General features: G+C 39.9%; 15 protein-coding genes. 4 read left to right on the forward strand and 11 right to left on the reverse strand.

From position 1 onward, the window contains the following. Positions 1–484: 484 nt before the first annotated feature. The 7 genes from DDZ16_RS19245 to nusB form a co-directional block, all read right to left on the reverse strand. Complete coding sequence (locus DDZ16_RS19245) at positions 485–916, reverse strand: DUF5606 family protein (RefSeq protein ID WP_109266114.1); 432 nt, start codon at positions 914–916, stop codon at positions 485–487. A gap of 65 nt (positions 917–981) precedes the next feature. Continuing rightward, positions 982–1,713, reverse strand: coding sequence for a TerB family tellurite resistance protein (locus DDZ16_RS19250; protein ID WP_109266115.1), 732 nt, complete (start codon positions 1,711–1,713; stop codon positions 982–984). After that, positions 1,713–2,291 (reverse strand): dephospho-CoA kinase, encoded by a 579-nt coding sequence (gene coaE / locus DDZ16_RS19255; RefSeq protein ID WP_109266116.1) that lies wholly within the window; start codon positions 2,289–2,291, stop codon positions 1,713–1,715. The genes DDZ16_RS19250 and coaE overlap by 1 nt, the downstream gene beginning before the upstream one ends. A 1-nt stretch (position 2,292) precedes the next feature. After that, the gene (locus DDZ16_RS19260; RefSeq protein WP_109266117.1) at positions 2,293–3,312 is read right to left on the reverse strand and encodes a YbbR-like domain-containing protein; all 1,020 of its coding nucleotides are present in this window, start codon (positions 3,310–3,312) and stop codon (positions 2,293–2,295) included. Positions 3,313–3,736: 424 nt separating this feature from the next. Then, complete coding sequence (gene yajC, locus DDZ16_RS19265; RefSeq protein ID WP_109266118.1) at positions 3,737–4,051, reverse strand: preprotein translocase subunit YajC; 315 nt, start codon at positions 4,049–4,051, stop codon at positions 3,737–3,739. A 61-nt stretch (positions 4,052–4,112) separates the two neighbouring features. Next, complete coding sequence (locus DDZ16_RS19270) at positions 4,113–4,562, reverse strand: DUF1573 domain-containing protein (RefSeq protein WP_109266119.1); 450 nt, start codon at positions 4,560–4,562, stop codon at positions 4,113–4,115. Between the two features lie 33 nt (positions 4,563–4,595). Continuing rightward, on the reverse strand, positions 4,596–5,537 hold the full coding sequence (gene nusB, locus DDZ16_RS19275) for a transcription antitermination factor NusB (protein ID WP_109266120.1): 942 nt from the start codon (positions 5,535–5,537) through the stop codon (positions 4,596–4,598). A 346-nt stretch (positions 5,538–5,883) separates the two neighbouring features. Here nusB and DDZ16_RS19280 point away from each other — a divergent pair, with 346 nt between their 5' ends. Beyond that, complete coding sequence (locus DDZ16_RS19280; protein WP_109266121.1) at positions 5,884–6,270, forward strand: DUF3276 family protein; 387 nt, start codon at positions 5,884–5,886, stop codon at positions 6,268–6,270. A gap of 247 nt (positions 6,271–6,517) precedes the next feature. Here the strand turns inward: DDZ16_RS19280 and DDZ16_RS19285 are convergent, their stop codons facing one another. Beyond that, a complete protein-coding gene (locus DDZ16_RS19285; protein WP_109266122.1) occupies positions 6,518–7,282 on the reverse strand; it encodes a hypothetical protein in 765 nt (254 codons plus the stop codon). Between the two features lie 460 nt (positions 7,283–7,742). Here DDZ16_RS19285 and feoB point away from each other — a divergent pair, with 460 nt between their 5' ends. Together feoB and DDZ16_RS19295 are read left to right on the forward strand one after the other, a co-directional pair. Then, positions 7,743–10,232: a ferrous iron transport protein B gene (gene feoB, locus DDZ16_RS19290; RefSeq protein ID WP_109266123.1), complete on the forward strand. Its 2,490-nt coding sequence runs from the start codon at positions 7,743–7,745 to the stop codon at positions 10,230–10,232. A gap of 225 nt (positions 10,233–10,457) precedes the next feature. Further along, positions 10,458–10,664 (forward strand): FeoB-associated Cys-rich membrane protein, encoded by a 207-nt coding sequence (locus tag DDZ16_RS19295; RefSeq protein WP_109266124.1) that lies wholly within the window; start codon positions 10,458–10,460, stop codon positions 10,662–10,664. Between the two features lie 115 nt (positions 10,665–10,779). Here DDZ16_RS19295 and DDZ16_RS19300 read toward each other — a convergent pair whose 3' ends face one another. The 3 genes from DDZ16_RS19300 to DDZ16_RS19310 all read right to left on the reverse strand — a co-directional run bounded on the left by DDZ16_RS19300 (position 10,780) and on the right by DDZ16_RS19310 (position 14,086). After that, positions 10,780–12,237, reverse strand: coding sequence for an aminoacyl-histidine dipeptidase (locus DDZ16_RS19300; protein ID WP_232526824.1), 1,458 nt, complete (start codon positions 12,235–12,237; stop codon positions 10,780–10,782). A 74-nt stretch (positions 12,238–12,311) separates the two neighbouring features. Beyond that, positions 12,312–13,196, reverse strand: coding sequence for a transglutaminase-like domain-containing protein (locus DDZ16_RS19305; RefSeq protein WP_109266125.1), 885 nt, complete (start codon positions 13,194–13,196; stop codon positions 12,312–12,314). 14 nt (positions 13,197–13,210) lie between these two features. Then, on the reverse strand, positions 13,211–14,086 hold the full coding sequence (locus tag DDZ16_RS19310) for a nucleoside phosphorylase (RefSeq protein ID WP_109266126.1): 876 nt from the start codon (positions 14,084–14,086) through the stop codon (positions 13,211–13,213). A 579-nt stretch (positions 14,087–14,665) separates the two neighbouring features. On the opposite strand from DDZ16_RS19310, the gene DDZ16_RS19315 reads away from it, so the two are divergent. Next, the gene (locus tag DDZ16_RS19315; protein WP_109266127.1) at positions 14,666–15,133 is read left to right on the forward strand and encodes a DUF4293 domain-containing protein; all 468 of its coding nucleotides are present in this window, start codon (positions 14,666–14,668) and stop codon (positions 15,131–15,133) included. Position 15,134 lies beyond the last annotated feature (1 nt).

Consider the following 15,134-nt stretch of genomic DNA (forward strand, 5'->3'; position numbering starts at 1 on the left):
TTTAAGCACTCATCCCAAAACTTCAAGACTCTTGATCCGGAAATTAAAATTGACTTGTTAGGATCCGCTTTTACCTTGCTTTTTGGTTTTGCATTAATAATGTCAAAGATCTTTTTTTTTAGTTGGTGGTTAGTTAATAGTTTTTGTCAATGGTTGACTCAACTCTTAACGCCCCTCCTTGCTTTGTCTTTCTTGTCTTAGCGCCTCTTTCGGCGACCGTCAGATTTTTCAAAAGCGAGTGCAAAGATAAGTGAAGTTTTTTAATCTGCCAAATTTATTTTTCAAGTTTTTTTAGTGTCGCTTTCGACTCTCAAAATTAACTATCAAATATTGTCAGTATTTCAGCTTATCTGCCCCTCGAAACCCGTTGGTCTCTCTCGCAAAGCGGGTGCAAAGATAACAGATATTATTTCGTTTCTCCAAACAAAAGGATCAATAAAAATCAAACAAAAATATAACTGCCAATTAATCAGTACAAAAAATTTTATTCTTCAGAATCCCCTTCTTCAGATTCTTCCTCTTTCCTCATTTCTTCAATACTTTCAGAAGTAATGATTGCTTTATCTTTTAAAACATTGTACCAGGCAAATACCTTTTTTATGTCGGAAACATACACTCTGTCCTCATCATAATCCGGCAAAGCTTCGCTAAAAGCTTCTTTAAGTTGCTTGGAGGATGCCTTCTTGGGATTAATATCCAGGTCTTTTTCAAAAATACTGGCAAAAACCTCAGCCAGTTTCACATCTCCGTCCAATGTAAAAATTGAGATGTCTTCCAGCGAGCTAATCTTTGATGTAGCATAAGCCGGCATGCGTTTTCCATCAAGTAAAGATTCAACAATAATGCTGTTTTTAGCATTCGTAATCAACTTGAAAAGACCGGGTTTTCCGGAAATAGCAAGAATTCCTTTCAACATTTTCCTACAGATTTAAATTAAGGCTGCAAAAATAACACAAACATTCATTAAACAAAGCGGGACCCTCAATTCATTCCCCGCTCTTTCTTTATTTTATTGTAAGCATCATTAACTTTGGCAAACTTTTCATTGGCAGACTTCTGAAACTCAGGTCCGAGATGACTGACCTTATCCGGGTGAAAACGCAGGGCCATCTTTCTGTAGGCCTTCTTTACTTCATCGTCAGATGCACTAGATGAAATTTCCAAAATTTTATAGGCAGACTCAATATTGTCGTAAAACATATTAAGAACCGCCTGATAGTCGGAAGGGCTCACCCCGATCAACCCGGCAATTTGCTCAATGGTCTTTACTTCCACAGGATTTAAATAGCCATCGGCTTTGGCCAGCCCAAAAAGCAAATGCAATAATTGAACTCTGCTGTCGTAACCCACATTAACGCGCACCTGATGGCAGACATCGGCCAGCGGAATATCCTTCTTGATTAAATCACGCAATACTCCCAATGCATCTCTGGCTTTTTCATCACCCAACATATTGCGAAGATAATTCTTTACATAATCTAATTCTGAACGCAAAACTTTGCCATCAGACTTCATGACCGCCGTCATAAGTACCAGTAATGACACCACAAAACCATCCCTGGCTGTACCTTGTGGCCTACCACCTCCAACTTTCCCTTCCATAGTTGTGGCCTGCTCTGCCTGACCACCCAAAAACATTCCAATTAAAGCTCCAATTGGCCCAAATACCCACCAACCTAAACCAAATCCAATTAATGATCCCAGAAATCCCATTATTTTATTAATTCATTATGTATATTCAACACTTGAGGAACAATTAAATGCTCATCATCAGCTATCACTTCATAATCACATAAAAGCCTTCGTTGCTCATCGGTCCACTGATTCTTCATTCGCTCCTTTACCCTTTCTTTGTCAATCCTGTCTCTTTGGATTACTCTGGATAAACGAAGTTCCTTTGGGGCACTTACCAATATTACTTTATCCAAAGTCTTATATCCTCCACTTTCAAGTAAAACAGCGGCTTCCTGAATAACATAGTCAGCTTCCTGAATGGCAATCCATGCCTTGAAATCCTCTCTTACAACGGGGTGAACCAATTCATTGACACGTCTTAAGAGAGAAGGATCCGCAAAAACCTTTCCGGCTACAAAATTACGGTCCAAAATTCCTGCGTCATAGGCTTCATCACCAAACAATTTTTTGTAGCCTTGAATGATTCTTTCATCTTTTTCAATAAGCCGGCGGGCACGTAAATCTGCATAGTAAACAGGGATTTTCATGGTTTCAAAAATCCTGCAAACAGTTGATTTGCCACTTCCGATTCCACCGGTTACACCAATTTTCTGCACCTTATCGTTTCTTTTCTAAAAGATATTCAACAAAAATAGGAGAAAAACTAAGCGATTCAACATACCTCGGCACCCGGTCTAAACGAACTTTTAGACGATCGGGTCTTTCTCCCCCAAAAACATGGGTGACATCCACGACTGCCTGAAATTGATTTTGAGTGATGCTTTCATACTTACTCATCCCCACCCTGAATGACACTTGAATTTCGGAAGGAAAAGTTTTAATGCGCAAACTATCAGGTAAGCCTTTGATTTTAAGAGGCACTTTAAGATAAAGTTCGGTAAACGGTTCAACCGGAATCGTTGCATAAACCCTTTTAGCTGATGATCTAACATGGTCGGGCAGGGTCAGAGGAACCATCGTTGAAACAGTATCGGACAGATTATCAAAGACTAGTTTTTTTCCTTTAACAAGCTGCATAGTATCTACAATTTGCTTAGGCCCGGTCACTACCACCGAATCTGGCTCAAAAAGAATATTTCCTGCCTGCAGAAATTGCTTCTCGAAACTCAACTCCGAATCAATTTTTACGGGTAATTTGGCTGAACTGGTTTCAATGAGGGGAACAAAAAGTGTATCCGGATTAACTTCTATTAATTCCATCCCTTGCGACAATTGCCCTACAATCCGGGTTTGTTCATCATTGGTAACAGCAAAAACCCCTTCCCGTCCATTTCCTGAAACGGGATTCATCTGAGAAACGTCGAATGTGAGTGGAAGAAAAGTATTGCTCAACTGGTATCTCAAGATCACAAAGCCACCTGCCCGAACTTTAATATCAATGCGACTTTTAAAGTCTTCGGGTAACATTTTTTCCCCGGGAATATTTTCCAACTTAACCGGATAACTTAATGTGGCTGTATAATCTTTGCGCAAGGCATTAAGAAACCAGAATCCGGTGGAAATAACCAAAAAGACAAGAAAAATAAACAAATTCCTGTCCTGGCGAACGCGGGCAAACCAGTTTTTAATCCTGTCCCACAGGAGAATAAAATTAGTTTTTGAGATTTTGCTGACCATGCACTAAAATTTAATGACCCCACCATTTAACCTGAATTCAAGTAAATTTATATCGGAAGCGCTGAAAAACGCCTGTTTTATAAGCTTTTAAAGCTTTAAACCATCTCTACAAACACTTAAGTGCAAGGTTATTTCACAATATACCCGAATTTCTCATTGCACTTGATAAAATGAAAATGGCTAATCATAAGCACAAAATTTACTACACCGCCTCAATCTCGAAGTATTTCAATACTCCTTCGATAGGGCGGCTTGTAAATTCTGCCCTTTTGACTTTTTCAGCGGCTCCTATCTAAAACGTCTTTTTAGAATTCGGAGAAAATATTACTCAAACAAAGCAAATAAAAAAAGGTCAATGATTTACAAATTTAATCATTGACCCGTTATAACAAAATCATAAAGTAATAACCAATAAAAATGGCTGTTATTTCTTGGCTGCGTCAGACATATCCATAATGATGCCAGCCTTGTCTACTTTTATGTTAACGTCCTGAGCTATTTCAATCACAACATGACTTTCTTTAACCTCGGTCACCTTACCGTAAATACCGCCGGTAGTGACAACCTTATCACCTTTTTTAAGGCTTTCACGATACTTTCTTAATTCTTTTTGCCTTTTTACCTGGGGGCGAATCATAAAGAAATAAAACACCACAATAATCAATAAAAAAGGCAATAATTGCATAAGCATATTGGGGCTTCCTTCGCCACCGCCAGCTTGTAAAAACAAACTCATCATAATATTACTAAATTTTGGTTCTAAATTTTAGACATCCTGAAAATATCAGGTCGCAATATAACTATTTTTTAACAACTTGAGCAACAATTGATAATCGAGACGGCTTATTCAGTCCCTGAAAATACACATTGACCTGCTGAAACTGAGCGCCATGTTTTCCCCGGCTATCAAAAATAACTTCCACAAATCCTTCGTCTCCGGGACTAACAGGTTTTTTTGAATATTCAGCAACAGTACAGCCACATCCGGTTGAAACGCGTTCAATTATAAGTGAACCTGCTCCTTTATTGGAAAAACTAAATCTCGCTCCCACCTCATCTCCCGGCTCAATTTCACCAAAATCATGCTCACTGTTACTAAACACCGGCTGTCCCGGGTTCTTGTCATCTACAATTTCCTGACCATCATTTTTCAGGGTTTTATTCCCCGGTTTCATGCCACACCCTCCCATAACCAGGGTTATGGTTGTAAAAAAAGTGCAAAGCACAAGAGTTCTAGTTTTTTTCACCATGGTTTAGAAATAGCATTTTCAAGATAAAAACAATTACTCGTCTGCTCCGGATAGCTTAATCAATTGCTCATCATTCCTTAAGTGGTTTATTATTTTATCGAGTAGTCCATTGATAAAATTACCACTTTTAGGTGTTGAATAGTGTTTTGCAATTTCAATGTACTCGTTCAAGGTCACCTTTACAGGAATTTTGGGAAACTCCATAACTTCGGCAATGGCAATCTGCATCAAAACAATATCGAGATATGCCACACGATCAAGATCCCAGTTTCTGGAAAATTTTTTAATCAGATCCTGGTATTCAATGTTATTCACAACCGCCTTTCGAAAAAGGGTTTTCACAAATTCACGGTCTTCCTGATCTTTAAACTCTCTTTGGAGAAGTTGATCCTCCCCTTTCGATTCATCAAACTCCTTGACGGTTTTGACTACGATGCTCACAACAAACTCAGCTTCATCGTTCCAGAAAATACTTTGCTCCTCAAAAAGGCCGTAAAGAGGCAGATACTGCCCTATTACCTTTTCGAAAAGCTTGGCTACAAATTTCCGGTCTGCCTCATACGAATCCTCTTCAGACTCCATATACTGCTTATAGAGTTCAGACTCGAGAACAAGTTTAAAAACATCCTTTACGTACTGCTCATTATTTTTCCAGGACAAGCCGGTTGCATCAATATAATTGAGTAGCTGTTTATTATCCTTCAGCTGAAGAATTACTCTGTTATTGATAAACTTGCGATTAGGATGAAGATCTTCATAGGTTGGCCGTTTTTTGTTCAGCCCGTTTTCTATGCGTTTTTCAGCCAAATCCCGGACATCCAGGATCAACAATAAAAGCAGGTGATAAAGTTCGTGAGATTTGGAAATACTGTGAAACAATTCCTTTTCAGTCTGTTGAACAGTGGAGCCACCTCCTCTGAAATGACTATAAACCGTTTGCATCACTTTCACTCGGAGCAGTCTTCTACTTAGCATTCGTTAAAGAACTTTTGTTACTTCAGATAATTATTCATCCACAAAAGTAGGTGTTTTTTTAATTTAGGCAAGTGTGCATCAGTTAAAATAAAGCATGTAAAAAGACCAATCAGGCAGACGGCTCAAAAAAAACTGACACCCAAAGCAATGCAGATTTGTTTTTTTAAAAAAATCCCTCTTCCTTTATAAAATCCGGGACGGGACAACGATAAAAACAGAATCAGCCGTTAAATAGTTCAAAATTTGGAATAATTTTGTAAACAATTCTTGGTTTATTCAAAAAATTATTGCCATTTTTGACCTGAAGAAACAAAATGTTTTCTTACTCAAAAAAATTTATTTTAAGATGGAAGGATTTGACAAAAAAGATGCTTTTGAAAAAAAGAGAAATGATAGGGACGATATCTTTTCAAAAGCCGTAAGAGCCGGGAAACGTACTTATTTTTTTGATGTAAAGGCCACGCGAAAAAATGATTATTACCTGACGATTACAGAAAGCAAAAAGCGCTTTGAGGAAGATGGCCGTTTTCGCTTTGAAAAACACAAGCTATTCCTTTACAAGGAAGATTTTGAAAAGTTTGCAGACGGACTTAAGGATGCCATTGATTTTATTCAGGCCGAACAAGGGGTCTACAATGAAGAAGGGCAACAAGAGGCGCCGGCAAAGGAATCAGAAGATGAACTTTCTACTGCCGAATATACCAATGTTGATTTTGAAGACTTGAGTAAGTAAAAGTTAAAGCATTTTCAGAAGAAACGGGGTTGCATTCATATTTTGCAACCCCGTTTTTATGTGATATGTTATACTCAACAGACCTTTAGATTTATAGATATCTGCCTGACGGCAGTCAGGCAACACTTGAGACGACTCGTATGGCGCTGAAAATATGCACATTAACACAAGCCCCTCATCGAATGCAAACAACTGATTCAATGCTTATTGGAAAAGCTTAAAAGACTATTACTACTGCCTGTGCTGACTATTGAACAATGTCTTCATCGCTCTCATCATTACCGAGCTGATTATTATCTATTTTCGTTAATATCTCCCCCAATTCATGGAAAGTAAGCTTCTTGACATTGGTAAGAATAAAATCATTTCTAAGGCCGCCACCCAAAAAGTTGGCTTCATCGACTGCTGCTTTAACTTTCTCATTTAATGAGACATCAATAGGCACCAACCCCCAAAAAGTAACAAATTGCCCGGAGAAGGCAATAAATTCCAGCTTTCCTTCAAACTTTTCGAACATATATTCCACCTCGCCGGATATTACTTTTTGCCTGGTTTCTTCAAAAGGTTTTCCATCTTCTGCAAAAAAAGCTCCAAAAAACCGAAGTTTTTGCCCCCTCCCCCCCAGTCCGGTTGAAATAAACATAGGTGGATGATCAAGCGTTGTTGCCTGAAACACCAACTTACATTCCTGAAGAGCCAGATAGGTCCAATCTTCAAGCTCCCTGTCAGGACCTTCATAATACTTTTGAAGGGTGCGAATGGCATCCGGGCTACCCAACGAAGCCAGTGAAGCAAGGCGTTTTCGCTTACTTTTGCGCGAGGAATTTTCATCCCACAACTCAAATTGACCTGCCACTACTTTATTGGGTTCTAAATTGCTTTTCACCTCTTTCGACATACGCATATACGCCATCTGAGTATCCAGACCAACCTCACGTTCCATGATCTGAACTTCGCCCCCATTCTCTCTTACAACTTTTTGAAAATCTTCGAATGTACCTGAAAAATCCATGGCGTCCTTTTTTTGATTACTATATCCCTTTCAATAATCTTACCAAAAGAACAACCAAAAGGTTACTTTAATGTTTTAGAGTTAATTTCTGCCTTAAAGTCACAGAAAGACAAAAGCTACTGACATTTTTACCTGATTTGTCTGTTATCCGGAATCACAAATCAACAGTTATTCCGTGACAAGGCAGGTGTCGAAAACAAATAATAACCCTATTGAAAAACAATAATGAGCGCAAACCGCTTGAAAAGCATAAGCCGGAAAAGAAGATTTTGAGTTGTTTGTGTGGCTGAGAGATAAAATACCTAAATATGGGGATTGTTGGGGAACCGATCTCTTGTTATTTTTGAGAAATTTTAATATGCAATAATTGTATTTTGACAAGAAAAGCCTGTCTCATTTAACCATCACATTAACAAGGACAAAAGGCTAATCACGTTAAACTTTAAGATCATCCCGATATATGAATCTAGCAGAACTCACAAATGGCCAGGAGGGAGTAATTGTTAAAGTAAAAGGCCATGGCGCTTTTAGGAAACGCATTATCGAAATGGGATTTGTAAAGGGGAAGAGAGTAACCGTTATCAAAAATGCCCCGCTCAAAGACCCCATCGAATACAAGGTAATGGACTATAAGGTTTCCCTGCGCCGCAGCGAGGCCAGTCTTATTGAGGTGGTCTCCAGCGAAGAAGCAAAATCGCTGGAAACCGCAAATTACCAGGGAACCACCAATGATGATATACTTACACGGCAAGCCACAGAGAGACGAAAAACCATCAATGTAGCGTTGGTTGGAAATCCCAACTGCGGGAAGACCACTATTTTTAATCAAGCCAGTGGGGCCAATGAACATGTGGGCAACTACAGCGGTGTTACCATCGATATAAAAACAGGCTATTTCTACCATAAGGATTATACTTTAAAAGTATCTGACCTTCCGGGCACCTATTCTCTTTCAGCGTACAGTCCGGAAGAAGTATATGTAAGGGAGCACATCAGCTATGAAACACCGGATATTATCATAAATGTGGTTGATGCTTCCAATCTCGAGCGCAACCTTTATCTCACCTCCCAGCTCATTGACATGGACGTGCGAACAGTAGTGGCACTTAACATGTACGATGACCTTCAGAAAAAGGGAGACAAGATTGACCACCATAATATGGGGACATTGTTGGGCATTCCTTTCGTTCCGACTGTTGGATATAGAGGAAAAGGCATCAGTGAATTGTTTGAAATGGTGGTCAACGTTTATGAAGACAAAATTGAAAAGGCCAGACGCGTTAAAATAAACTATGGAGAGCATATTGAGATGGCCATTGCAGCCATCGAAAACACCACCAAAGATTTCCCTGAACTAACCAGCAAAGTATCGCCACGTTTTCTGGCTATAAAGTTACTTGAAAAAGACAATGTTTTTCAGGAACAACTTTCAGATGCCAGATTCGAACCGATTCTAAAAGAAACCGGAGAACAAATTCATAAGCTGGAAAAGAATTTTCAGGAAGACTCCGAAACAGTCATTACAGATTCGCGATATGGTTTCATTGCGGGAGCGATGAAAGAAACTTACAAAGAAAATCCCAGGCAGCGGAGAAGAAAAACAGAAATAATTGATACCGTTCTAACACATCGATTATTCGGGTTTCCGTTTTTCTTTCTATTCATATGGATTATGTTTCAGGCAACGTTCAAGCTGGGAGAGTATCCAATGAACTGGATAGAAGAAGGAGTTTCCTATCTATCAGGATTAGCTTCTTCCACCTTACCGCCAGGCCCTTTTACCGATTTGATAGTTGACGGAATTTTAGGAGGAGTAGGAGGTGTTATCGTTTTTCTGCCTAACATCCTTATCCTTTTCTTTTTCATCTCTTTCATGGAAGACACCGGGTACATGGCCAGGGCAGCATTCATCATGGACAAGGTAATGCATAAAATTGGATTACATGGTAAATCTTTCATCCCTTTGATAATGGGATTTGGATGTAATGTTCCTGCTATAATGTCAACCCGGACCATAGAAGATAAGAATAACAGGCTGCTCACAATGCTCATTAATCCTTTCATGTCATGCAGTGCGCGGCTACCGGTTTACATTCTGCTTATTGGTGCCTTTTTTCCTGATCATCCGGGAACAGTTCTTTTTGCACTTTATGCTATAGGGATTCTGCTGGCTGTTATTGTTGCGCGCATCTTTAAGCGATTTGTATTCAAAAAAAGCGACACCCCCTTTGTAATGGAACTACCGCCTTATCGACTGCCAACTTTAAAAAGCACCAGCAGACACATGTGGTTCAAGGGTAGCCAGTATTTGAAAAAAATGGGAGGCGTTATCATGGTAGCTTCCATTATTATCTGGTTTTTGGGCTACTATCCAAGACAAAATGAAGCTACAAAAGCCATTGAAGCCCAAAAACAGGAGTTGGTTCAGAAATACGATGAAATTAAAGATGTTGCAGATGGTGAATTACAAGAGAAATTAGAAGAGGAACAATCCGAAAAGCTCAGTCAGCTTAAGCACCTGAAAGAAAAATTAAGACATGAAGGCAGTTATATTGGACAGATTGGGAAGGCGATCGAGCCGGCAATCGAGCCACTGGGTTTTGACTGGAAAATGGGAGTTAGTCTGCTAAGCGGCGTGGCCGCCAAAGAAATTGTGGTAAGTACCATGGCCGTTCTTTACCAGGCTGATGATAGTGAAACCAGCGGTAATTCTCATTTGATTGAACAACTTCAGAATGACACTTATCCGGACGGGACACCTGTTTTCACGTCATTGACAGCCTTTTCTTTTTTGATTTTCACATTGGTATACTTTCCATGTGTAGCTGTAATAGCAGCCATTAGAAAAGAGTCAGCTTCCTGGAAATGGGCTGTATTTACCATTTTTTACACAACCGGATTGGCATATTTATTGTCATTAATAATATACCAGACAGGACAGCTGTTCTAGGCTGATTGTCAGATTGCAGATTTATGAGCACAAACAGAATACAATAGATCGTAAGATTTTTGGACACCTGCCTGACAGCAGTCAGGTAAGATTTAAGACAAATCGTATAATATTAACAACCAAGGCTTAAAACAACCACACATAATTCCAAAAACTTGATTTATAGCTTTTTTGCAAAAGTTTAACGGAGTATTGAGAATATATAACACCATTAAAACAAACCATATGATACAGGAGATTTTGACAGGAATTACAGTGACAGGAGCGTTTGTTTACACGATTTATTCCTTTTGGAAAACTATGTTTGCCGGCAGCGGCAGTGCCTGCGGCGGAGGTTGTCCTTCATGCGAGGCTAAAAATCTATTAATCAAAGACATCAACCAGAGCGGCAGGAAGCCTAACTTTAATAGTTTTAAACCTTTTAAACAATGACAAACCGACGCGCAGGTGACACGGTCAATAATACTGGATTCTAAAATCCATCTCCCATGTTAACTGCGCGCCGTTTTTGCCAGGTATTCTACTGGCCTGTTTTAAGTTTCTTCTATTACTTCAGGTTTTTCAATATATCCAGAAGGTGATCCCAGAATTTACGAACGGTTTCAATATCCAATCGCTCATCAGGAGAATGAGCACCTTTGATGGTTGGCCCAATGGAAATCATATCCATATCAGGGTATTTCTGCAGGAAAAGGCCACACTCTAGTCCGGCATGAATAGCCTTCACTTCAGGTTCATTTCCAAACAGTTTTTTGTAAGTAGATACAGAAACATCCAAAACAGGTGATTCCATGTTTGGCTCCCATCCGGGATAACCGTCAGAATGCTCAACCCGGGCACCGGCCAATTCGAAAACACTGCTCACCATGTTAGAAATATCGTCCCTTGCGCTTTCCACAGAACTACGCTGACTTGTCGTTACCAAAATCTCGTCTTCCTTCAACTTCACCGATGCCAAATTGGTAGATGTTTCAACCAGTCCATCAATTTCCTGACTCCAGGCCATAACACCATGAGGACAAGCATAAATAGCATTTAACAATCTGTTCTGAAAATTAGCCGAAAAAAGCTCTTCAGGCTGATCGCAAGACCCCATCCAAAGCTTAACACCGGAATCCGTGTGTCTAAATTCCTGCTCAACATCATGCGCCAGAACATTCAATGCCACACGCGCCTCTTCTTTGAATTTCGAAGGCACCATTCCTATTGCAGAGGCTTCGCGTGCAATCGCATTTCGTAAATTACCACCATCTATACCGGCCAGTCTGAATCCCAGGTCGCGGTTTAATTTTCTGAGAAGGCGAACCAGAATTTTGTTGGCATTGCCAAGCCCTTTATGAATGTCATCACCCGAGTGACCTCCTTTCAATCCGGTTACTTTTATTTCCAGTGCAGTATATCCCTCCGGGACACTTTCATAATCAGGTTTTAGATAAGCCAGCGTATCGATTCCCCCGGCGCAACCAATAAACAACTCACCCTCATCTTCTGAATCGAGATTGATTAAAGTGCGACCTTTAAAAAAGCCCTCACCAAGGTTAAAAGCCCCTGTAAGCCCGGTTTCTTCATCCACGGTAAAAAGACATTCAAGAGGAGGATGCGGAATATCATCGGATGTCAAAAGCGCAAGTTGAGCAGCAATTCCAATCCCGTCGTCAGCGCCAAGTGTGGTTCCGTCTGCTTTAATCCATCCGCCATCCCTGACTGCGATAATAGGATCGACAAAGAAATCGTGTTGTTTATCGTTGTTCTTCTCTCCCACCATATCAACATGTGACTGCAAAACAACGGTTTTCCGGTCTTCCATGCCTGGAGAGGCCGGTTTTGAAATCAGAACATTTCCAATTTTATCACGTTTCCCTTCGAAACCGTTCTGCTCAGCAAATTCAAGTAGCCAGTCTACTATTTTTTCTTCATGCCTGGAAGGTCTTGGAACTTGACATATCTGATCAAAATAATCCCACAATTTGGCAGGATATAGTCCTTCAAAAATTTGGTTTATCATTTATTTAGGTGTTTTATTTTTATAAAGATGCAAGTGTATGCTAATAGCAGGTTTTCGCCCATAAAACGCGAAAACTAAAACATGGAATCTTCATCAATTATAGCCAGCAACTCCCTGATTTCTTCGATTTTCACCAATTGGCCTGCATGTTCATAAGCCACCATAAGGTTATTCAGCACCCTTCGAATGGTTTCAATGTTAGAGCATGGCTCATAATAAGCATAACGAGGTTCAAGCTTTTGTTGCTTAATAAAGTGCTCAATTTCTTTACGCCCCAGAACAGCTCCTTTGTTAATAGGGTTTATATAAAACAAAACAGAAGATTCTTCCCTGACCAAAATTCCGGAAGCAGGTCCGGGCTCATCCATAAAGGCCAAAATAAAATTTTTAGGAAGGTTCACGCCGTAGATCGGCAGTCCAAGACGATTGGCAATCACCGAATAAATAATGGAAAGCGAGATGGGATTTCCTTTACGGGTATCCAGCACATCACAAATAAAAGAGTTTTGCGGTGCCAGGAAATTGCTGTTGTTTCGCGAAAATCCGTGAACATCAAAAAGTATATGATTAATGATCCTTACTTTTTCAAGAGCTGTGAGGTGTTCATTCAACTCAAGCCATATGTCTTTCCGGAGTTTATTAATTGATTCATCAACATCATCAAAAGTCAGCTCGGGGTACTGGTATTTTGAAACAAGCCACGCCCCAGTCAACAAATCATCCCCGTTAAAAGTAACCCAGGCTTTGAATCGCTTTTTTACATCCCTGAATTGGATCGAGTGGATGATGTTTTCGATTCTTTCCTGAAAAAGTCCGTCAGCATGATCCTCCCAGGCCTTTTCAAGCTCGGGGACTACCTCCACATCTGCCTTCAGCAATTCATCCTCAACCGATTGAAAAATCTCATCACTTGGGTCATCCAGCAAGGTAATCAATGCTTTTATTCTGTCATTTTCCATATCTCTCAGAAACCTTATCGGGATAAACGATCCAGCACATACTGAATCAATGTTTTAATCACAGGTTTGTAATCTTCACTTGCGGTTCCGGCATTTCGGTTGGCAATAATGGCGCAAACAGTAGCTGCTTTATGTCCCAAAAGAGCCGATAAGCCATAAATGGCCGAACACTCCATTTCATAATTGGTAATTCGTTTCTCCCCAAACCTGAAGTCAGAAAGCTTTTCATTTATGTCAGCATCTTGCAAAGGCAACCGAAGCACTCTGCCCTGAGGTCCATAAAAACCCGGTGCAGAAATGGTTACACCAGTATAAACATTTTCGCCATGCAAAAGGTTGAATAACCCTTTGTCGGCCTCAACCACATAAGGCCTTGTTAGCCTTGGCGACCAGGATATATCTTCAATCAATTGCTTCTCAAATTCCAAATCAGAATTTTTTTCGCAGCCTTCATAAAAATTCAACACCCCGTCAAACCCGATCGCACTTTGACTTAACAACCAGCTGTCAACCGGCAGATCTTCCTGCAAAGAACCGGAAGTGCCTATTCTGACTATGTTAATAGATTTCTGTTGTTGTTTGACTTTCCGGGTTGCAAAGTCCACATTCACCAGGGCATCCAGCTCATTAAGGACGATGTCGATATTATCTGTCCCAATTCCGGTAGAAAGAACCGTAAAGCGGGTATCCCGGTATACTCCTGTTCGGGAGACAAACTCACGGTTATTGGAAGAAAATTCAATACTGTCAAAAAAGGCTGCCACCGTCTCCACTCTTCCGGGATCCCCCACGAGTATGACGTTAGGGGCCAACTCATCCGGCTTAATATGCAGATGAAAAACGGATCCGTCAGGATTTATTATAAGTTCAGATTCTTCTATTCTTCTCATATTTTCAGATTTTAAAATCTAAAGGAATTCAGATGAAACGATCACAGCACAGAGCTCACACAAATTACATTTATAAGTATCTCTATGCATGCAACCTCAGATCTTAAAAACATTTTTCATGCTGATAAAAACACATGACTCAACAGTTATATTCAAAATAAGCGAAAATTATTGTAATATGAAACCAGCAGGCCTTCAATTATGGAAAAATTGGGGCATCCATGAACCATATAAGAGATTTTAAATATCCACGGATGGTTAGATTTTTAGATGTAAGATAAACTCAATATCGATGATAATTTGTACTTTATTACAAATTGCGCATTGCAGATAAGTAGATAACCAACAGGCAACTATAAACGCTTAACGAAGCCCTCCGATATAGATCGTTAGATTTTTCCCGGACATCGTTATTAGAGCCAGGCAAGGATAGACAGAAGTTTTAGAGACAGAAGAAGGTAATGGACTGACAGATCATGCTACCATAATTGTCTGTCTTATATAAAAATCTGTTCCCAAAAATTCGAAGAATAGGATTCGACAAATATTTTTACTTTTGCACAAAAAAACAGAAACATTATGATTCAACGCATTCAAAGTATATTCTTACTCGTAGCAGCCATATTGAGCGGCAGCCTGTTCTTTCTGTCAATGGCAGAGATGGCGAATATGGAAGATCTTTATGAGCTTACCTGGAGAGGCATCTATGAAGTAGAAGCCGAAGGGGCGGCCCAGCTGGTTATGCCGGGATGGGCATTATCCATATTAACAGGGCTTACCACTCTGGTTTCATTAATAACCATCTTCCTCTTTAAGAAACGACTGATTCAAATTCGCCTGTGTGCCTTGAACTTAGGCTTTTTACTGGGACTATCAGGGATGATTTATTACATGGGAAAAACCGGTGCAAAAGAACTGAGAGCTACTGAATTGTCCTTCAACTGGCCGTTGGTATTGCCATTGGTGGCTATGGTATTTGTTTACCTGGCCCTAAGGGCAATTGGCAAAGATGAAGCTTTGATAAGATCTATGGACCGGATAAGATAGT

The organism is Marinilabilia rubra, assembly GCF_003121985.1.
In the GTDB taxonomy this organism is placed as follows: domain Bacteria; phylum Bacteroidota; class Bacteroidia; order Bacteroidales; family Marinilabiliaceae; genus Marinilabilia; species Marinilabilia rubra.

What these genes read in the sequence shown, in the direction of transcription:
- DDZ16_RS19245 (WP_109266114.1), bottom strand. Translation starts at nt 916, where the DNA reads ATGTTGAAAGGAATTCTTGCTATTTCCGGAAAACCCGGTCTTTTCAAG.
- DDZ16_RS19250 (WP_109266115.1), bottom strand. Translation starts at nt 1,713, where the DNA reads ATGGGATTTCTGGGATCATTAATTGGATTTGGTTTAGGTTGGTGGGTA.
- DDZ16_RS19260 (WP_109266117.1), bottom strand. Translation starts at nt 3,312, where the DNA reads ATGGTCAGCAAAATCTCAAAAACTAATTTTATTCTCCTGTGGGACAGG.
- yajC (WP_109266118.1), bottom strand. Translation starts at nt 4,051, where the DNA reads ATGATGAGTTTGTTTTTACAAGCTGGCGGTGGCGAAGGAAGCCCCAAT.
- DDZ16_RS19270 (WP_109266119.1), bottom strand. Translation starts at nt 4,562, where the DNA reads ATGGTGAAAAAAACTAGAACTCTTGTGCTTTGCACTTTTTTTACAACC.
- nusB (WP_109266120.1), bottom strand. Translation starts at nt 5,537, where the DNA reads ATGCTAAGTAGAAGACTGCTCCGAGTGAAAGTGATGCAAACGGTTTAT.
- DDZ16_RS19280 (WP_109266121.1), top strand. Translation starts at nt 5,884, where the DNA reads ATGGAAGGATTTGACAAAAAAGATGCTTTTGAAAAAAAGAGAAATGAT.
- DDZ16_RS19285 (WP_109266122.1), bottom strand. Translation starts at nt 7,282, where the DNA reads ATGGATTTTTCAGGTACATTCGAAGATTTTCAAAAAGTTGTAAGAGAG.
- feoB (WP_109266123.1), top strand. Translation starts at nt 7,743, where the DNA reads ATGAATCTAGCAGAACTCACAAATGGCCAGGAGGGAGTAATTGTTAAA.
- DDZ16_RS19295 (WP_109266124.1), top strand. Translation starts at nt 10,458, where the DNA reads ATGATACAGGAGATTTTGACAGGAATTACAGTGACAGGAGCGTTTGTT.
- DDZ16_RS19300 (WP_232526824.1), bottom strand. Translation starts at nt 12,237, where the DNA reads ATGATAAACCAAATTTTTGAAGGACTATATCCTGCCAAATTGTGGGAT.
- DDZ16_RS19305 (WP_109266125.1), bottom strand. Translation starts at nt 13,196, where the DNA reads ATGGAAAATGACAGAATAAAAGCATTGATTACCTTGCTGGATGACCCA.
- DDZ16_RS19310 (WP_109266126.1), bottom strand. Translation starts at nt 14,086, where the DNA reads ATGAGAAGAATAGAAGAATCTGAACTTATAATAAATCCTGACGGATCC.
- DDZ16_RS19315 (WP_109266127.1), top strand. Translation starts at nt 14,666, where the DNA reads ATGATTCAACGCATTCAAAGTATATTCTTACTCGTAGCAGCCATATTG.